This window comes from Sphingomonas sp. Leaf23, assembly GCF_001421585.1.
In the GTDB taxonomy this organism is placed as follows: domain Bacteria; phylum Pseudomonadota; class Alphaproteobacteria; order Sphingomonadales; family Sphingomonadaceae; genus Sphingomonas.
The window spans coordinates 164,885-182,937 of record NZ_LMKR01000003.1 but is presented as its reverse complement, the minus strand read 5'-3'; the positions used below and the strand labels follow the sequence as shown (position 1 = coordinate 182,937).

The following is an 18,053-nucleotide window of genomic DNA, read 5'->3' as shown; positions in this document are numbered from 1 at the left end:
AGGGCCACGATCGCATACGCCAGTCCTGCCGGGCTCTGGACCCCCGCCTGCGCGGGGGTACGGTCATGGGGTGCGGCGAGGTATCATGCCCCCCGCTGATCCCCCCGAGGACCTGCTCCCCGACGAAGGTGCGCTGTCGCTACGCTGGTCGGGGCGGGTGTCGCTGACCCCGCGCATCCTGTTCGTGAACATCTTTGCGCTGGCGTTGCTGGCAGGCGGGTTCTTCTACCTCGACAGCTATCGCGCGCGGATCGTCGACGGGCGGGTGGCGCAGGCCGAGCGTGAGGTACGGCTGATCGCCGAGGCGCTGTCGCTGATGCCGCCCGACGACCGCACCGACGAAATGGCCAATTTCGCGCGCAAGTCGGGCTTGCGGCTGCGCATCTACGACCGGCGCGGGCGGCTGGTCGCCGACAGCCGGGCGCTGGGCGTGCGCAATTTCCAGCTGGTCGATCCGGACAAGGATGGCTGGCAACAGGATGCCGCCCGCGCGCTGGATGCCGGGATCGATACCGTGGTCGGCAACGAACGCGATCCGCTGTACCGCGAACGCGCGCCGGGTCGGGGCCTGCGCTGGCCCGATGTGGTGACGGTGCGTACGACCGGGGCGACCGCGGCGAGCGTGTGGCGCGCGCCCGATCGGACGCCGGTGGTCACCGCCGCCGCGCCGTTGCCCGAGGACCGGGTGCTGATGGCGACGGTCAACGCCCGCGACATCACCTCGACCGTGCGGACCGAGCGGGCTCGGCTGAGCCTGGTGCTGGCCGTCGCCTTTCTGCTGTCGGTGCTGCTGTCGCTGTTCCTCGCGCGCACCATCGTCCGGCCGATGCGGATGCTGGCGCGCGCCGCGATCCGGGTGCGGCTGGGCCGTGCGCGCGAGGTGGTGGTGCCGCGCCTGCCCAGCCGCCGCGACGAGATCGGGATGCTCGCCCGTGCGCTGTCCGACATGACCAGTACGCTGCGCAGCCGGATCGACGCGACCGAGGCGTTCGCCGCCGATGTCACGCACGAGCTGAAGAACCCGCTCGCCTCGCTCCGCTCCGCCGTCGACGGGCTGGGCGCGGTCAAGGACCCGGAGCTGCGCGCGCAATTGCTGGCGATCGTGCAGGACGATGTGCACCGGCTCGACCGGCTCATCACCGATATTTCCGATGCGTCGCGGCTGGATGCGCAGCTGGCCCGTGCCAAGTTCGAGGCCGTCGACCTGGGCGCGCTGATCGGTGCGCTGGTCGCCTATCGCACCGACCGGGGGCTGGAGCGGGGCGTAGTGCTGCGGTTCGAGCCCGACGAACCGCTGGTGGTGCATGGCGAGGGCGCGCGGCTCGAGCGGGTGTTCGCCAATTTGATCGACAATGCCATTTCCTTTTCGCCGCCGGGCGGCACGGTGCGGATCGCCGGGACCAACGATGGCGACCTGGTGGAGATCGAAGTGGTCGACGACGGCCCCGGCGTGCCGCCCGAACAGCGCGAGGCGGTGTTCCGCCGGTTCCATTCGGTGCGACCAGGCGATGAGGCTTTCGGACGACATTCGGGCCTTGGCCTTGCCATCGCGCGGACCATCGTCGAAGGCCATGGCGGTATGATCGCCGCCGAATCACGCAGGGACCAGCGCGAGGGCGCACGCTTCATCGTGCAGCTGCCGGTGGCCGGCGCATGAGCGACGACCCGCCGCCGGTCCACGCCTGTTGCGTGGCGATCGACGGCCGGGCGGTGCTGATCGCGGGACCGCCGGGTGCGGGAAAATCCGACCTGACGCTGCGGCTGATCGATGGCGGCGCGGTGCTGGTCAGCGATGATTATACGCTGCTGTCGGCGCGGGACGGCGTGCTGTACGCCGCGCCGCCCGCGACCATCGCCGGGCGGATCGAGGTGCGTGGGCTGGGCATCGTCGAGCGCCCCTTCGTCGCCGACGTGGCCGTCGCGCTGTGGGTGGAGGCCGGCACGCCCGAGCGCATGCCCGAGGCCATGACCCGTATCATCGCGGGCATCGCCCTGCCCGCCTATACCCTATCCTTGCTGGAGGCATCCGCCCCGGCCCGTATCCACCTGATGCTCGACAGGATCGCCCGATAATGCAGCATGCCTCCATCCTGCTCGTCACCGGCATGTCCGGCGCGGGGAAATCGACCGTGCTCAAGACGCTGGAGGATAGCGGCTGGGATATCGTCGACAACCTGCCGCTGCGGCTGCTCGGCCAGTTGATCGCCGCGACGCCCGCCAATGCCGACCGGCCGCTGGCCATCGGCATCGGTACGCGGACGCGCGGCTTCGATGCCGAACAGATCGTCACTGCGATCCGCAACCATCCCGATTTCGGGGTGAGCGTGCTGTTCCTCGACAGCAGCCAGGCCGAGCTGGAGCGGCGGTATAACGAGACGCGGCGGCGGCACCCGCTGGCGCTAGACCGCACCGCCGCCGACGGGATCGAGAGCGAGCGCGAGGTGCTGGAGCCCTTGCGCGCGTTCGCCAACCGGCTGCTCGACACGACGAATTTCAGCCGCAACGACCTGGCGCAATGGACGCGGGAGACCTTTGCGGTGGCGGACAGCAGCGCGCCGGTGCTGTCGGTGCTGTCGTTCGGCTTTTCGCGCGGGGTGCCGCGCAACGCCGATATCGTGCTGGACATGCGGTTCCTGCGCAATCCGCACTGGGACCCGGTGCTGCGGCCGGGCACCGGCCTCGACGCCGATGTCGCCGCCTATGTGCAGGCCGACCCGGCCTATGACGCGGCGATCGCGTCGTTCGAAACGATGTTGCTGACGCTCCTCCCCCGCTACCGTGCGGAGGGGAAATCCTATGTCACCATCGCATTCGGCTGTACCGGCGGGCGGCACCGGTCGGTCCATGTCGCCGAACGGATGGGCGCATGGTTGCGTACCCAGGGATTTTCGCCCACGATACACCATCGCGACCTTGGCACCGCGCCGCAGGATTCGCTGGAAGGCGCACGACAGGCGCCATGACGGATGTAGGAACGACGACGAACATGATCGGCCTGGTTTTGGTGACGCACGGACGTCTTGCCGAGGAGTTCGTCGTGGCGATGGAGCATGTCGTGGGTCCGCAGGAGCGGATCGGCACGGTGTGCATCGGTCCCGAGGACGATATGGAGGAGCGCCGCGCCGACATTGCGAAGGCGATTGCCGATGTCGATGCGGGACAGGGCGTGATCGTGCTGACCGACCTGTTCGGCGGCACGCCCAGCAACCTTGCCATCTCGCTGATGGAAACCGGGCGGATCGAGGTGATCGCGGGCATCAACCTGCCGATGCTGATCCGGCTGGGCGGTGCGCGCAAAGCCATGAAGGTCGCCGAAGCCGTCGCCGCCGCGCGCGAGGCGGGGCGCAAGTACATCTCGGTCGCCAGCGAAGTGCTGGGCGAGGCAGCGGCATGAGCGTTACCCGCACCGTCCAGATCACCAACCGCCGCGGCCTGCACGCGCGGGCCAGCGCGAAATTCGTGACGATGGCCGCCGCGCAGCCGATCGAGGTCAGCGTCGAAAAGGACGGATCGCGTGTCACCGGCACGTCGATCATGGGCCTGATGATGCTGGGCGCGGCCAAGGGCGACCATATCACGATCAGCGCGGCCGGTGACGGTGCCGAGGCCGTGGTGGGGCAGCTGTGCCAGCTGGTCGAGGATCGTTTCGGCGAGGATTGAAGGGGGCGAGCGGTCGCTTGACATTGCACGCCGTCATTCCCGCGCAGGCGGGAATCCATTGCCGCTGACGATTGCGATCTTGCCTCGACCGCGGCGTCTATGGATTCCCGCCTTCGCGGGAATGACGATCTCTGGCCGGCGGGGCGGGATTACGTCCCACAAATTTTTAGGGGTAGCCGCTCCCCCGGCCCGGCCATAGGCCCAACCCCATGACCATGCCGGCCAGACAGGGCATCGACACCCTGACCGAAAAGGAAAAGCAGACGCTGCGCCTGATCGTGCGCGGGCATGATGCGAAGTCGGTTGCAGTTACCCTGGGGCTGTCGGTCCATACCATCAACGAACGGCTGCGCGATGCGCGGCGCAAGCTGGCGGTGTCGAGCAGCCGCGAGGCGGCACGGATGCTGCTGGCGGCGGAAGCCACCCCCGAAAATCTGGGGGACACAAGAACCGGGGACGACGCGCGGGGCGCGGCGAACGATGTGGAACCGGCGCCGGACGACGGCGCGGCAGCGGCACCCCGCCGGCTGCCGGTTCTGATCGGAGTGATGCTGATGACCCTAGCCCTCGGCCTGCTGGCCCTGACCCTGCTGCCCGGTACGACGCAGGTACCGCCGCCGTCCACGACGGTGCCGAGCGTGCCCGCCGCCGATGCCGCCCGCCAGTTCCTCGAACTGGTCGACCAGCAGCGCTGGCGCGACAGCTATGCCCGGTTCGGCGCGGCGTTCCGCAAGCTGAACAGCGAAGCGGTGTGGAGCGAGGTGTCGCAGCGCGTGCGCCCGCCGCTGGGCGCGGTCGTATCGCGCGCGCTCATCGGGCAGGAGACGATCCCGGTGCCACCGGCCGGCGTCGAAATGCTGAAATTCCGCACCCGCTACGCCATCGGTGGCGAGAAGGTCGAGACGGTGACGCTCGATCAGGAAGGTGGCGACTGGAAGGTTGTCGGAGTGACGATCGAATAGTCGGGCAGATCGTCCGGCAGGGTCCAACGCGGCGGCCACTCATCGAAATCGGTCGCCGCGCGGATCGTGTCGCCGGCCAGCGCGAAGAAGGCATATTCGGGCGGATCGGGCCAGCCGAACCAGTCGCGGTCGCGGACGATCCAGCGTTCGTCGTCGACCTCCGCCACCATGAGCACGTGGTCACCGAACCGGCCGAGGATCGGGTGTCCCTCAATCGCGGCGACCTCCACTGCGGTCGGCACACGCCAACGGACGTCGCGAAGGCGCGCGCGGCGGAAGTGTCGCTCGAAGCGCAGGTCGTCGACCATGCCCTGCCCGAACCCATCGGGGTCGACCGAGGGTGGGGTACGTCCGAACAGCCAGTCGAATATGCGCAAGCCCTTACCCCCGCAGCAGCCGCTCCTCCTCCAGCATATAATCGCGTGTCAGCGGCAGCGCGAGGCGGTTGCGGGTGAGTTGCACCTGGTAATTGACCATGCCGCCATGGCGGAACGCCGCCGCCGCGCCGGCGAGGTAGAAGGTCCACATGCGATAGAATTTTTCGTCGTATAGCTCGACGATGGCGTCCTTCGCGGCGACAGTGCGAACGTACCAGTGGTCGATGGTCAGCGCGTAATGGACGCGCAGCACCTCGATATCGGTCGCGATCAGCTTGGTCCCTTCATAGCCGCGCACGATTTCGGACAGCGCCGGGTTGTAGCCGCCGGGGAAGATGTATTTCGTCGTGAAGGTGTCGGTGACGCCGGGCACGCCCATCCGCCCGATGGTATGGACCAGCATCACACCATCGTCGGTGAGCAATTCGCGGCACTTGCGGAAGAAGGTGGCGTATTGCGGCGGGCCGACATGTTCGAACATGCCGACCGACACGATCCGGTCGAACCGGCCGGTGACGTGGCGATAGTCGATCAGTTCGAATTTCACCTTGTCGGCGACGCCCGCTTCCTCGGCGCGGCGGCGGGCGACCTTGATCTGCTCTTCGGACAGGGTGACGCCCAGCACCTCCGCGCCGGTCTTTTCATGCAGGTACAGCGCCATCCCGCCCCAGCCGCAGCCGATGTCGAGCACGCGCATGCCGGGCTTCAGGGCGAGCTTGGCGGCGATATGCGCCTTCTTGTCCGACTGCGCTTGTTCGAGGCTGTTGGCGGGATCGGTGAAATAGGCGCAGCTATATTGCAGGTCGGTGTCGAGGAAGAGCGCGTAGAGCCGGTCGGACAGGTCGTAGTGATGCGCGACGTTGCGTTTCGACCGGCGGGCCATGTTCACCCGGTCGAGCCGGTGACGCACCGCGTCGAACATCCGGATCGGCAGCGACGGCGCGAGCGAGCTGCCCCGGCCCCATGGGGTGTTGCCGGTCAGCAGTTCGACCAGATCGCGGATGTCGCCGCGGTCGATCACCAGTTCGCCGTCCATGAACGCCTCGGCCGCGCCCAGTGCCGGATGACGGACGATGCGGCCGGCGACGCCGGGATGGGTGAAGCGGATCGCGACGTCGGGAAAGGCCGGGTCGGCGGTGCCGAAGGTGACGGTGCGGCCATCGGCGTGGGTGAGCGAGAGCGTACCGCGGCGGACGGTACGGGCGAGAAACGTGTCGATCAGTGCCATGTCCCGAAACCAATATGCGCGGATTGTGGCAAGTGATGGGCGACACGGCAAATCCTCCCCGTGCCGGGGAGGATTGCACACGCGCCAGCTTCCGCTACACCCCCGGCCCATGCTCTCCCGCCTGCGCGATCGCCCGTGGACCACCGCCCTGCTGATCGCGGGTTTCGCGCAGTTGCTGTTTATGTGGGGTCTCGGGCGGCCGGGGAAGCTGTCGTTCGACGAGGTGCATTACGTGCCCGCCGCGCAGACGCTGCTGGCGTTGGCCTATCCCGCCAATACCGAACATCCGCTGGTGGCGAAGATGTTCATTGCGGCGGGAATCGCGCTGTTCGGCGATACGCCGTGGGGCTGGCGGATCTTCGGCACGCTGGCCGGGACCGCGACCGTGCTGGGGGTCTTCGCCTGCCTGCAACTGCTGTTCCGGCAGGTGCCGGTGGCGGCGTTCGGCGCGGGGCTGGCGATGCTGAACCAGACGCTGCTGGTCGAGGCGCGCACGGCGATGCTGGAGGTGTATCTGGGCGCGTTCACCACGCTCGCCATCGCCGCGCTGTTGTGGTCGATGCGCGGGCGACCGGCATGGCGCCTTGCGCTGTCGGCGGCGCTGTTCGGGCTGGCGGTGGGCGTCAAGTGGGCGGCGATCCCCTATGTCGCGGGCGCCGGGCTGTTGCTGGTGTGGGGCAAAAGCGACGGGCGCGATTACTGGCCGGGGCTGCCGCTGTTTCCGGCGCTGGCGCTGTTCGGGACGGTCAGCATCGGCACCTATTTCGCGACCTTTGCGCCGGCCTTCTTCTATGCGCAGGACCCGCTGACGCTGGCGCGGCTGGTCCCGTTCCAGCTGGAAATGTATCAGCGGCAGACGCAAATCCTCGCCCCCCACCCCTATCAGTCGAGCTGGTGGAGCTGGCCGCTGCTGATCCGGCCGATCTGGTATTTCTACGAACCCGATAACGGCGTGCAGCGCGGCGTTTTGCTGCTGGGCAATCCGGCGATCATGTGGGGCGGACTGGTCGCGGTGGCGGCGTGCCTGTGGGCCGGACTGCGGCAGCGGTCGCGTGCGCTGCTGGGCGTAGGGCTGCTGTGGGTCGGGTCGCTGGCGGTGTGGGCGGTGATCCCGAAGTCGCTCGGCTTCTATTATTATTACCACCTGTCGAGCATCTGGCTGTGCATCGCGCTGGCGGCGGCATTCCATGGCTGTGCCAGGGGGCGGTTCGCGCGGGCGCACGAATGGTTCGCGCTGCTGGTGCTGATGCTGTTCGTCTATTTCTACCCGATCATTTCCGCCGCGCCGCTCAGCGGGCCGCAGGCGTTCAACCGGTGGATGTGGTTCAATAGCTGGCGTTAGGCCGCCCGCTTCCGCCCGTACCGCCCCCAGGTAAAGCGCGACGACAGCGCGAAATTCCACACCGCGCCGACCGCGATTCCGGCCAGCGCCGGCAGGGCCCATGCATGCCCGCGCACATCATAAAGGAACGCCGCGACGCCGACATTGGCGACCGCGCCGACCGAACACACCGCGCAGAACGACACCCAGCCGTCGAGCAGCGCGCGTGCCCCCCGCAGCCGCCGGTCGCGATAGGTTAGCAGGTTGTTCAGGAAGAAATTGAAGGTCATCGCGGCGACCGTCGCGACGATCGTCGCCGCGATGAACCCAGCGCCCAGTTCCAGCCACAGCGCCAGCGCCGCCAGATGCACGATCGCGCCTGCCGCGCCGATCGCGGAGAACATGACGAAGCGCACCGGCACCACCCGCCCGAACATCCGGTCGTACAGCGCGATCAGATATTCGAGCGCGACGACATGATCGAGCTTGCTCTCCCCCACCGCGCGGGTGCGGAACACATAGGGCAGTTCGGTGAAGTGCAGCGGCTGCGGCGCGGCGGTCAGGATGTCGAGCAGGATCTTGAACCCGATTCCCGACAGGCGCGGGACGATGCGGCGCACGACCTCTCCCCGAACCATGAAGAAACCGCTCATCGGGTCGGACAGGTCGGCCTGCAACACGCGGCGCGACAGGCGGGTGGCGAGCGCCGACTTGGCGACGCGATCGGCATCCCACGCGCCGGTCCCGCCGCCGGCGACGAAGCGCGACCCGATCACCAGATCGAGCGCCGGATCGGCGATGAGCGCCGCCGCCATGCGTGGCAGCAGCGTCTCGTCATGCTGCAGATCGCCGTCGATCACCGCGACCAGCGGCGCGGCGGTGGCGCACATCCCCTCAATACAGGCGCTCGATAGGCCGCGCCGGCCGATCCGCTGGATCACGCGGATGCGCGGGTCCTCGCGAGCGATGGTGCGCGCCACGTCGGCGGTGCCGTCGGGGCTGTCGTCGTCGACGAAGATCGCTTCCCACGCGATGCCCGTGAGCGCCGCATCAAGCGCTGCGACGAGCAGCGGCACGTTGCCGCGTTCGTTGAACACGGGGACGACGATGGCGAGGGCGAGCGGGGTCATATCCGCGCTACCGTACCCCCGCGCAAGCGGGGGTCCAGAGTTCCAAACGCTACCGTCATCGCATCTGGCCCTGGATCCCCGCCTGCGCGGGGATACGGGTGCATGTGGGGATCACAACGCGGCCAGCACCGCGTTCGTCATGTCCTGTGTCGTTGCCGTGCCGCCCAGGTCGGGGGTGCGATGCCCGGCGACCAGCGCCGCCGTCACCGCCGCCTCGATCCGGTCGGCGGCGTCCGCTTGCTCCAGCGAGTGGCGCAGCATCATCGCCGCCGACAGGATCGTCGCCAGCGGATTCGTCTTCCCCTGCCCCGCGATATCGGGTGCGGAGCCGTGGATCGGTTCGTACAGGCCCTTCTTGTCCTGATTGATCGCGGCGGAGGGCAGCATGCCGATCGACCCGGCACACATGCTCGCCTGATCCGACAGGATATCGCCGAACAGGTTGCCGGTGACGATCACGTCGAACTGGCCCGGATTGCGCACCAGCTGCATCGCGGCATTGTCGACATACATATGGGTGAGTTGGACGTCGGGATAGTCGGCCGACACCTCGATCACGACATCACGCCACAGCTGCGACGTTTCGAGGACGTTGGCCTTGTCGACCGAGCACAGCCGGTGATTGCGGGTGCGCGCAGTGTCGAAGGCGACGCGGGCGATGCGGGCGACCTCCGCCTCGTCATAGCGCATCAGGTCGTGGCCTTCGCGCAGGCCGTCTGCGGTCGTGCCGCGGCCCTTTTCGCCGAAATAGACGTCGCCCGTCAGCTCGCGCACGATCACCATGTCGATCGCGGCAGCGACTTCGGGACGGAGCGCGGAGGCATCCTCCAGGCCCGCGAACAGTTTCGCGGGACGCAGGTTGGCGAACAGGCCCAGTGCCTTGCGCAGGCCGAGGATCGCCTGCTCGGGGCGATGTTCGCGCGCGACATTGTCGAACTCGGGATCGCCGACCGCGCCGAACAGGACGGCATCGGCGCGCTTGGCGAGATCGAGCGTCGCGGGCGGCAGCGGATGGCCGTGCGCGCGATAGGCCGCGCCACCGACCGGCGCTTCCTCGAACATCAGGTCGAGACCCAGCGCATCGAGCACCTGCCGCGCCGCTGCCACCACTTCCGGTCCGATCCCGTCGCCGGGCAGTATCGCGATCAAAGCCATCATATCATCCATCGTTCACGCACGAAGATTGCGTGGGGTGCCTCTGCCCCAAGCGCCCGCCCTCACGCAACTGTCCTTTTCAATCGCTCGACGAGCCGCGTGCGCGCGGCGAGGATATCCTGTCCCTTCACCCCCAGCAGGTCACGCGACAGGAAATGACCCGACAGCGTGAGGCCATCGAACGCCGCCGCCCAGTCGGCGCGGCCCCCTTCGACCAGGAAGGCGGGCAGCGGCAGCAGGCGATGTTCGAGGCCGACCGCCGCCGCACGCGTCACCGCGCCGCCGCTCCTGGGGCTGACATGGGTCAGGTCGTCGGTGACACCGGTCGCGACACATTCGTCGAGCGAGAGGCCAAAGCCCAGTTCGGACAGGATCAGCAGTTCAGTGCGCACCAGCGCCCCCACCCAGTCGCTGGCCCCCGGCGCGACGGCGATCGCCGAGAACAGCCCGCCCAATGCGGCATGGATGCGGGGATAGGGCTGCGCCTCGGGCAGCGCATAGGCGGTCAGCGCACACATCCAGTCGATCGCGGCGGCCGCCAGCGGTTCGGCGAACAGCGGCGCACGGCTCTCGATCAGCTCGACGGTCAGCGCCGCCAGCTGCGTATCGGTACGCGCGCGCCAGTCGCCGCGGATCAGGTTGCCGGGTTGCAGGATCGGCCGGATCGCCCGGCTCCGCCCGCCCCGGACGTAACCGGGCTGGACGCCGGCATGTTCGGTGAGCGCCCGCGCGACCGCGCCATGTTCGCCGTGCGCGCGGACGGACAGGAGGATCGCGGGGGCGGTCAGGTGCATCGGGTGAGTTTAGCAGCGTCGCCGTCCGAATGCAGCGTATTGCGGTATCCGCCGGCTCGGCGCAGGATCAGGCGATGCGGTACGGTGATGAGACCATCGTACGCAGCGGAAAGGGCATCCCATGGAATCACCCCCGGCCATCGAACAATGCATTCCCGGACATCAGGATGTCGTCGTCGGCGTTTCCGGAAAGCCGGCGCAGGTCGCGGCGTTTCGAACGGATGCGATCAGAAGCTACGCGGGCTGGAAGACCAGCGGCGTCGAGACACAGGGCGATGAATCCTCACTGACGCTGCGAGGCAAGCCGGACACGCCCTATGTCGCCGTCGCCACGCTGCAGGACAGCGCCAAGCTGCGGCTCATGCCGCTGCGCATCAACTTCCTCTGCGACAAGCGCTGAGAACCGGCCTCATCGGTGCTTGGGTTCGGGCGAGTTTCCCGTTCCTGTAGCGCCATGGCCATGTCGGAATCGCGCGAGTTCCTTGCATCGGTGGTTAGAGGCAAGTCGACGCGGGCATATTCTACCCCCGTCGCACCCGCGCCACCAGCGGCCCAACCACCGGCCATTCCCGCGCGCGCTTCACCCGCTCTACACCGCCGTCGAACGCCCGCAGCGCCTTCACCGTCGCGCGATTGCCGAGCGTGCCGCGTAACAGCAGCAGGTCCACACAGGCCGTGCCGCCGGTCGCGAACTGGCGTTTGTGCTGGCCTTCCCCCTCGGTGAAGTCGAAGCGCAGCGCGGTCGGATCGGCGAAGAGGGTGCGGAACGCCTCCAGATGCAGGACGCTGCCCGGCGACCATTCGCTCCAGCTGGGGTCGTGGCCGACATAATCGTAGCGGACGTCGCCTTGGGTCATCGGGCAATAGAGGTAGGCTATCGGCGTGCCACCGACGAACAGCAGCCAGCCGAACGCTTCACCGGCCGCGCCCTTGCCCTGCATTTCGGCGCGGAACGCCATGGTGTCGGGCAGGCCGGCGCCGAGCAGCTTTTCCTGATAGGTGTGCTGCGCGACCCGGCGGGCGATGCCGTGGAATTCGGCCAGTTCGGCAGGCGTGCGATAGGTGCGGACGTCGAGCGTGCCGTCATTCGCCTCGGCCAGCTTCTTCGCCTTGCGCTTCAGGCCCGAGCGCGCATTGCCCGACAGGCCGGCGAACCACGCGTCGAAGCCGATGGTCAGGTCGGCATAATAACGGGTGTAGCGTTGCCGGACGAACGCGAAGCCACTGTCGGGGCGTACCGCGTCGAGCAACGGTTCGGGCAGCGAGGTTACCGACCAGCCATCGGCCCCCGGTGGCAACGGCGGCAGGATGGGTGACTCCCCCGACAGCACGTCGCGCAGTTCGAGCGGCACGCGCACCAGCCGGCGGCGGATCGAAAAGAGGGTCCGTGCGCCGATCTGGAACTTCAGCGGCCAGGGGACGGCAACGCTCATGCCGCGCGTTCCTCGACCCAGTTGGACCACAGCTGTTCGACCTGCCGCCGCCGCGTGCGCCATGCGCTGGCGGGCAGCGGGCGGTCGTCCTGCCCCAGCCGCAGCGGCGGACGGTCGCGGAAATGGGTGGTGGGCAGCGCCCCGGCCCGGTCGGCCAGCGTGCGGCACAGTGCCTCGAACCGGCGGACATGGACGCCGTTGGCGCGCGTCCCCTGCCGGTTGGCGAGTTCGAAGCCGTGGCTGACGATCGTCACCGCCGCATGGGCCTGTGCTGCGGCATGGGCCAGCGCGGCGCGCATCTCGGCGGCCGACAGCGCGCAAATCTGGAAATGCCGCCGACCGCCGCCGGGCATGGCGATGGTCGTCACCGGCAGCTCGATCAGGCCGCGATGCGCAACCGGCGCGATCAGGTCGGGCGACAGCGACATGGCGCTCGGCCACGGATGATGCGCGCCGTTATGGCTGCTGTCATAGGCGAAGCCGAGCGCGGCCAGCGCGTCGATCGTCGTGTCGTTGGCGCTGTAGCTGCCGGCGCGGAACGCCACGGGATCGGGCGCGCCGCATGCGCGCAACAGCTCGCGTGCCTCGCCCAGCATGTCCTGCTGTTGGTCGCGCGACAGGTCGACCAGTTCGAAGCTGCCATGCGCCCGCCCCCGGTCGCCGACCGCCGCGCCGGCCCAGTTAGGATGCAGGTGCAGCTGCACCTCCTGCCCCGCCGACAGGATCGCTTCCACGGTCGGGGCGATCGCGCCCATGCCATAAAGGCGCGCGGGCAGCGGATCGACGAAGAAGGATGCCTTCAGCCCATACGCGCGCAGCCGCTCCAGCTGCCACGTCACCCCGACCCCGGCGGGTTCGAGCGAGCGGGCGACGACGGTCGTTGCGGGCAGGTCCGCCGCATGATGCCGCCACATCAATTCGGTGTCGATCGTCAGGAATACCGGCGTTGCCATGGGCGTGTCCTGCACGGGGTCGCGTAAACATCCCATAAAGCCGCACATGCTGCATCGCATATTTTGTACGTGGTGTACCGTTCTTCCGTTAACCACCGTCTCGCAGATGTAGTGCGTATTGTTACTGCTTCGTACCGAAAATTGCCTGTAATTTGCGGGAATTCGGGGGTCGACATGGGGAACAGGAGCCGCGAAGGCGTCGTTGGGCGCGGTAACTTTATCTCCGGAGGGCTGGATGATCGACGACGACATCGACCGCACCGACGCCATTTTCCTGGTCGCCCGCCACGGCCGCGCGGCACCGGACGTGGCCGGATCGCGCAGTACCCGCGCCTGCAACCGGGGCGACACCGGCGAAGCCCGGCGCTGGCAGGCGATCCGCAACTTTATCCAGCGGGGTATCCGGTAGGAGCCGCGGGCGGACGGGAGCCGGTCGAGACGCCGGCCTTATTCGGGCGATCCGGCCCAATCATTCCATTCGGCGATTGCCGCCGCCGTCTCGGCGCGCAATCCGGCCAACGCCGCTTCCTCGACCGCCCGCAACAGCGCCGCATGGCAGGTCGCGGTGACATCGATCCCCGCCGCCTGTGCGCGGGCCACCAGCGCCGGGTCGAGCGCGACCTCAGCGGGCGTGGAAGAAGTCATAGACCCCCTGCGCCATCGCCTTGCTCACCCCCGGCGCTTTCTGCAGATCCTCGAGGCTGGCGTTGCGCACCGCGCGGGCGGTGCCGAAGTGCATCAACAGCGCCTTCTTCCGGGCCGGGCCGATGCCGGGCACATCGTCGAGCGGGCTGGCCCCGATCGCCTTTGACCGCTTGTCACGGTGTGCGCCGATGACGAAGCGGTGCACCTCGTCGCGCAGCCGCTGGAGGTAGAACAGCACCGGCGAATTGACCGGCAGCATCAGTTCGCGCCCGTCCATCAGGTGGAAAACCTCGCGCCCGTCGCGGCCGTGATGCGGCCCCTTGGCGACGCCGACCATGCAGACATCCTCGATGCCCAAATCCTCCAGCACCGCCTTCGCCGCGTTCAGCTGTCCCTTGCCGCCGTCGATCAGCACGAGGTCGGGCCAGCCATTGCCGTCGCGGTCGGTTTCGCGATCGGGATTCTCCTCCTGCGCGCGGGCGAAGCGGCGGGTCAGCACCTCCTTCATCATCGCGAAGTCGTCGTTGGTCTGCGCCTGCTTGATGTTGAACTTGCGATACTGGCCCTTGCGGAATCCCTCCGGCCCGGCGACGACCATCGCACCCAGCGCATTGGTCCCCTGGATATGGCTGTTGTCGTATACCTCGATCCGGTCGGGCGGCCCCTCCAGTTCGAACAGGTCGGCGACCTCGCGCAGCAGCTTGGCCTGCGTCGTGGACTCGGCGTTGCGGCGTTCGAGCGCCTCCTCGGCATTGCGCTTCGCCTGGTCAAGCAGGCGACGGCGGACGCCGCGTTGCGGCACCGACAGCGCGACCTTAAACCCGGCGCGCTCGGCCATCGCCTCGGCCAGCACCTCGCTTTCGGCCAGGTCGCGATCGACGAAGACATTGCGCGGTGGCGGCACCTCTTCGTAGAATTGCATCAGGAAGGCGGACATCACCTCCTCCTCCGGCACGTCGTTGGTATGCGCCGGGAAGAAGCTGCGATGGCCCCAATTCTGGCCACCACGAATGAAGAACGCCTGGATGCCGATCGTCCCCTCGCGCGCGGCCATCGCAAAGATATCGGCGTCACCGACGCCATCGGCGTTGATCGCCTGAGAACCCTGAATGAAGGTCAGCGCCTTCAGCCGGTCGCGCAGGACGGCGGCCAGTTCGAAGTCCATATTCTCCGCTGCCGCCTGCATCTGCACGCCAAGCTTCGCCTGCACCTTGGTCGACTTGCCGCCAAGGAAATCCTTCGCATCGGCGATCAGCTCGGCATAGGCCGCCTGGTCGATCCGGCCGACACAGGGGGCCGAACAGCGCTTGATCTGGTACAGCAGGCACGGGCGGTCGCGCGTCTTGAAGAAATTGTCGGTGCACGAGCGCAGCAGGAACAGCTTTTGCAACGCGTTCAACGTCTGCGTCACCGAACCGGCGCTGGCGAACGGGCCGTAATAATTGCCCTTCGCCCGGCGCGCGCCGCGATGCTTCTGGATGCGCGGAAAGTCGTGGTCGGCGCGCAGCAGGATGAACGGAAACGACTTATCGTCGCGCAGCAGCACGTTGTAGGGCGGGCGATAGCGCTTGATGAGCTGCGCTTCGAGCAGCAGCGCCTCCGCCTCGTTATTGGTCGTGACGATGGTCATGCTGCGGGTCTGCGCGACCATGCGCTGCAACCGCTTGGTCAGGCGCGACACCTGCGTATAGTTCGCCACGCGGTTTTTCAGCGCGCGCGCCTTGCCGACATACAGCACTTCGCCGCGCGCATCCTGCATCCGGTACACACCAGGCCGCGCGGGCAGCGTCGCCAGCACGTTGCGGATCGCGGCGACACCGGCGTCGATGTCCGGCGCGTCCGACCCGCGCACGGTGAAGCTGGCCTTGTCCTCGTGGAAGCGATTGGGGGCGTTGGGGGTTTCCGACATTCCCGCCGATTTAGGGAGCGCGGCCCGCGAGCGCCAGCGTCATGCCGCCGCCGCGGTACGACCCCGGCCCTTGGCGCGGTACATCAGCAGGTCGGCCCGCTGGATCACATCGTCAATCGAGCGGTCGCCGGGTTCGATCGGCGCCGCGCCGATGCTGAGCGTCCATGCCGGCAGCCCCGCCTCCCCGCGACCGGCGCAGCGGCGCAACCGTTCGGCGACCTGGGCCGGATCGTCGGCACCAGTGATGACGAGGAATTCGTCGCCGCCCAGCCGCGCGACGAAATCGCCGCCGACACTGCGTTGCAGGGCCGTCGCGATCGCCACCAGCACCCGGTCGCCCACCGCATGGCCGTGGCGGTCGTTGATCGCCTTGAACCGGTCGACATCGATCAGCAGCGCCACCCGCCCCGGCACCAGCAGCCCGGCGGCCCCCGCCGCCAGCGCGGCGCGGTTCCCGACGCCGGTCAGTGGATCGCGCAGCGCCATCTGGCGCAATTGCTGTTGCGATCGCAGGCCGGGGATCGACAGCAGCGACAGGTTGGCGATGCCCATCAGCATCTGATCGGCCAGCATCGGGACCAGCGCGATGTAATGGACCGCCCGGGCCGACAGGAACTCGCCGATCGCCGCCGCCACATAGCAGGGCACATAGACTAGCAGCGCGACCCCGGCGAACCGGCGCATCGTCCGCGTGCCGTCATCGGCGCGGCTGACCAGCAACGGCCAGCAGAACAGGAAACTGGCAAACCCCAGCCCGAGCGACAGCAATATCCGCGCCGTCATCGCCCCCGCTGCACCGGGAAGCCCCATCGCGATTGCCGGCACGATCGCCACGCCGGCAACGACGCCGAGCATCCAGCGCTTCAGCGGTACCTGTCCATCGAAGGCATGAATACCGGCGAGGATGAACGCGATCGACAACGCCAGCAGGCCGTTGAGCGGCCCCGCCGCCCAGGGCGACAGCGGCTCCCCGGCCGCTTCATAGCCGAGCAGGACCGCGCTGTAGCTGCCGGTCGCCGCTGCCCACCACCACATATACGGCATCCGTTGCCGCCACCCGGCCGCCGCGAACACCAGCGCGAACGCGGTGCTGGCGAGCAAACTGCACAGGCGCAGCGTGGAAAGATCGGGCAGGTCGAACATTCCGGGCGAGCTTACCCGTCGAGCGTTAACGGCTTGTAACGCGACGAAATCTACCCCGCCCGTGCCGCTTCGATGATGCGCAGGCCGCGTACTGCGTCGACCGGATCGACCGGTACCTCGCCCTCCCCCCGGATCGCATCGCGCATCGCCCGGTAGAACCCGCGCCAGTCGCCCGCTTCCGACCGTACCGGACGCGCAGCACCCTCGGCATCGGTCAGCAGGCCCCACTGATGATCGGGTTCGATGCCATAGCCGCTGTCGGTCGGCATCCCGCCGGCGCGCAGCACCGCCTCCTGCGGATCGATGCCGTATTTGACGAAGCTGCCCCTGGTCCCGTGCAAGGCGAAGCGCGGGCGGGGGGCGGCGACCAGCGAGGCGGAACCGATGGTGACGCGGCGCGCGCCGTAACGCAGCACCACCTCGAAATAATCGTCGGCGCCCGCGCCGTCACGCTGCGTCGTCACGTCGCCCGCGACCGCATCGGGCATGCCGAACAGGCGGATCGCCTGATCGATCATATGGGGGCCGAGGTCGTTCAGCAGCCCGCTGCCCGGCCCGCCCTCTTCGCGCCAGCCCGGCTTGATCGCGGGGCGGAACCGGTCCCAGCGCAGCTCGGCCAGTTGCACCTCGCCCAGCGCATCCTCGCGCAGCAGCCGTTCGACGGTAAAGAAATCGCTGTCCCAGCGGCGGTTGTGGAATACGCTGAGCAACCGGCCCGCCCCGCGCGCCAGCTGCACCAGCGCGACGGCATCGGCGTCGTCGGTCGCCAGCGGCTTGTCGACCACGACATGCCGCCCGGCGGCCAGCGCCGCCTGCGCCAGCGGGGCGTGGCTGTCATTGGGCGTGGCAACGACGATCAGGTCGAGGCTGTCGTCGCCGATCAACGCCATCGGATCGGCGTGGCGTATGGCACCGGGAAAGCGATCGGTCGGGCGCGAGGTGGCGATCGCCGCCAGCTCCATCCCCTCCACGCACGCGATCAGCGGCGCGTGAAACGACGCGCCGGCCAGGCCGAACCCGATCAAGCCGACGCGCACCATGTCAGTTTAGCTTCGCGAGTTCGGCAGCGACCTTCGCGACCTGTTCATCGGTGACCTTGCCCTGGGCATAGGGCTGGACCTGCTTCAGGCTCATCCCCTTGAACATCGGGTAGGATTCGTGTGCCAGCATGCCCGGAAACTGCGCGTCGAGGATCGCCTTCCCCTTCGGATTGGCTGCGATCGATTCGATGCTGCTGTCGATGGTCAGCTTGGCCGTGGCCGACGCCGGGGCCGGCGCGGTCTGGGCCGAGGCGGCCAGCGGCGTCGCCAGCAACGCGGCGGCGGTGAACAGGAACTTCATGG

Annotated in this window: 21 protein-coding genes; 9 read left to right on the top strand and 12 right to left on the bottom strand. The window is 68.2% G+C overall.

Going from position 1 to position 18,053, the window contains the following annotated elements; translation table 11 throughout:
• The first annotated feature begins 85 nt into the window (after window positions 1-85).
• The 6 genes from ASE67_RS09180 to ASE67_RS09155 all read left to right on the top strand — a co-directional run bounded on the left by ASE67_RS09180 (window position 86) and on the right by ASE67_RS09155 (window position 4,622).
• Window positions 86-1,657 (top strand): sensor histidine kinase, encoded by a 1,572-nt coding sequence (locus ASE67_RS09180; RefSeq protein WP_055759795.1) that lies wholly within the window; start codon window positions 86-88, stop codon window positions 1,655-1,657.
• A complete protein-coding gene (locus tag ASE67_RS09175) occupies window positions 1,654-2,073 on the top strand; it encodes an HPr kinase/phosphorylase (RefSeq protein WP_055759793.1) in 420 nt (139 codons plus the stop codon). Before ASE67_RS09180 ends, ASE67_RS09175 begins: the two co-directional genes overlap by 4 nt.
• Window positions 2,073-2,963: an RNase adapter RapZ gene (gene rapZ / locus ASE67_RS09170; RefSeq protein ID WP_055759790.1), complete on the top strand. Its 891-nt coding sequence runs from the start codon at window positions 2,073-2,075 to the stop codon at window positions 2,961-2,963. The genes ASE67_RS09175 and rapZ overlap by 1 nt, the downstream gene beginning before the upstream one ends.
• Window positions 2,964-2,986: 23 nt before the next feature.
• Window positions 2,987-3,394: a PTS sugar transporter subunit IIA gene (locus ASE67_RS09165; protein WP_055761511.1), complete on the top strand. Its 408-nt coding sequence runs from the start codon at window positions 2,987-2,989 to the stop codon at window positions 3,392-3,394.
• On the top strand, window positions 3,391-3,660 hold the full coding sequence (locus ASE67_RS09160) for an HPr family phosphocarrier protein (RefSeq protein ID WP_055759787.1): 270 nt from the start codon (window positions 3,391-3,393) through the stop codon (window positions 3,658-3,660). Before ASE67_RS09165 ends, ASE67_RS09160 begins: the two co-directional genes overlap by 4 nt.
• 209 nt (window positions 3,661-3,869) lie before the next feature.
• A complete protein-coding gene (locus tag ASE67_RS09155) occupies window positions 3,870-4,622 on the top strand; it encodes a helix-turn-helix domain-containing protein (protein ID WP_055759785.1) in 753 nt (250 codons plus the stop codon).
• Here the strand turns inward: ASE67_RS09155 and ASE67_RS09150 are convergent.
• Complete coding sequence (locus ASE67_RS09150; protein ID WP_055759782.1) at window positions 4,577-4,999, bottom strand: hypothetical protein; 423 nt, start codon at window positions 4,997-4,999, stop codon at window positions 4,577-4,579. The two genes, ASE67_RS09155 and ASE67_RS09150, sit on opposite strands and share 46 nt — an antisense overlap.
• Before the next feature lie 4 nt (window positions 5,000-5,003).
• Window positions 5,004-6,227 carry an SAM-dependent methyltransferase gene (locus ASE67_RS09145; RefSeq protein WP_055759779.1) on the bottom strand — a complete coding sequence of 408 codons (1,224 nt, stop codon included), beginning with the start codon at window positions 6,225-6,227 and terminating at the stop codon, window positions 5,004-5,006.
• Between the two features lie 109 nt (window positions 6,228-6,336).
• On the opposite strand from ASE67_RS09145, the gene ASE67_RS09140 reads away from it, so the two are divergent.
• Complete coding sequence (locus ASE67_RS09140; RefSeq protein WP_055759776.1) at window positions 6,337-7,569, top strand: phospholipid carrier-dependent glycosyltransferase; 1,233 nt, start codon at window positions 6,337-6,339, stop codon at window positions 7,567-7,569.
• Here ASE67_RS09140 and ASE67_RS09135 read toward each other — a convergent pair.
• From ASE67_RS09135 to recO, 3 genes are all read right to left on the bottom strand, one after another.
• Window positions 7,566-8,678: a glycosyltransferase family 2 protein gene (locus ASE67_RS09135; RefSeq protein WP_055759774.1), complete on the bottom strand. Its 1,113-nt coding sequence runs from the start codon at window positions 8,676-8,678 to the stop codon at window positions 7,566-7,568. The two genes, ASE67_RS09140 and ASE67_RS09135, sit on opposite strands and share 4 nt — an antisense overlap.
• Before the next feature lie 111 nt (window positions 8,679-8,789).
• A complete protein-coding gene (gene leuB / locus ASE67_RS09130; protein ID WP_055761508.1) occupies window positions 8,790-9,833 on the bottom strand; it encodes a 3-isopropylmalate dehydrogenase in 1,044 nt (347 codons plus the stop codon).
• Window positions 9,834-9,895: 62 nt separating this feature from the next.
• Window positions 9,896-10,627 carry a DNA repair protein RecO gene (recO, locus tag ASE67_RS09125; RefSeq protein ID WP_055759772.1) on the bottom strand — a complete coding sequence of 244 codons (732 nt, stop codon included), beginning with the start codon at window positions 10,625-10,627 and terminating at the stop codon, window positions 9,896-9,898.
• A gap of 121 nt (window positions 10,628-10,748) precedes the next feature.
• Here recO and ASE67_RS09120 point away from each other — a divergent pair, with 121 nt between their 5' ends.
• Window positions 10,749-11,027 (top strand): hypothetical protein, encoded by a 279-nt coding sequence (locus ASE67_RS09120; RefSeq protein WP_055759768.1) that lies wholly within the window; start codon window positions 10,749-10,751, stop codon window positions 11,025-11,027.
• 121 nt (window positions 11,028-11,148) lie between these two features.
• Here the strand turns inward: ASE67_RS09120 and ASE67_RS09115 are convergent, their stop codons facing one another.
• Together ASE67_RS09115 and ASE67_RS09110 are read right to left on the bottom strand one after the other, a co-directional pair.
• Window positions 11,149-12,060, bottom strand: coding sequence for a GNAT family N-acetyltransferase (locus ASE67_RS09115; RefSeq protein WP_235511857.1), 912 nt, complete (start codon window positions 12,058-12,060; stop codon window positions 11,149-11,151).
• Window positions 12,057-13,013 carry a polysaccharide deacetylase family protein gene (locus tag ASE67_RS09110; RefSeq protein WP_055759764.1) on the bottom strand — a complete coding sequence of 319 codons (957 nt, stop codon included), beginning with the start codon at window positions 13,011-13,013 and terminating at the stop codon, window positions 12,057-12,059. Before ASE67_RS09110 ends, ASE67_RS09115 begins: the two co-directional genes overlap by 4 nt.
• 235 nt (window positions 13,014-13,248) lie before the next feature.
• On the opposite strand from ASE67_RS09110, the gene ASE67_RS18170 reads away from it, so the two are divergent.
• Entirely contained in the window at window positions 13,249-13,422 is a 174-nt protein-coding gene (locus tag ASE67_RS18170) for a hypothetical protein (RefSeq protein WP_156347589.1), read from the top strand.
• A gap of 38 nt (window positions 13,423-13,460) precedes the next feature.
• Here ASE67_RS18170 and ASE67_RS09105 read toward each other — a convergent pair whose 3' ends face one another.
• Genes ASE67_RS09105 through ASE67_RS09085 form a run of 5 tightly spaced genes read right to left on the bottom strand, consistent with a single transcriptional unit; the run spans window position 13,461 to window position 18,051 of the window.
• A complete protein-coding gene (locus ASE67_RS09105) occupies window positions 13,461-13,658 on the bottom strand; it encodes a type II toxin-antitoxin system CcdA family antitoxin (RefSeq protein WP_055759761.1) in 198 nt (65 codons plus the stop codon).
• Window positions 13,636-15,567, bottom strand: coding sequence for an excinuclease ABC subunit UvrC (gene uvrC, locus ASE67_RS09100; protein ID WP_055759758.1), 1,932 nt, complete (start codon window positions 15,565-15,567; stop codon window positions 13,636-13,638). Before uvrC ends, ASE67_RS09105 begins: the two co-directional genes overlap by 23 nt.
• A gap of 39 nt (window positions 15,568-15,606) precedes the next feature.
• Complete coding sequence (locus tag ASE67_RS09095) at window positions 15,607-16,710, bottom strand: GGDEF domain-containing protein (protein WP_055759753.1); 1,104 nt, start codon at window positions 16,708-16,710, stop codon at window positions 15,607-15,609.
• Window positions 16,711-16,760: 50 nt separating this feature from the next.
• The gene (locus ASE67_RS09090) at window positions 16,761-17,750 is read right to left on the bottom strand and encodes an oxidoreductase (RefSeq protein WP_055759749.1); all 990 of its coding nucleotides are present in this window, start codon (window positions 17,748-17,750) and stop codon (window positions 16,761-16,763) included.
• A 1-nt stretch (window position 17,751) separates the two neighbouring features.
• Complete coding sequence (locus ASE67_RS09085; RefSeq protein WP_055759746.1) at window positions 17,752-18,051, bottom strand: hypothetical protein; 300 nt, start codon at window positions 18,049-18,051, stop codon at window positions 17,752-17,754.
• Window positions 18,052-18,053: the final 2 nt, after the last annotated feature.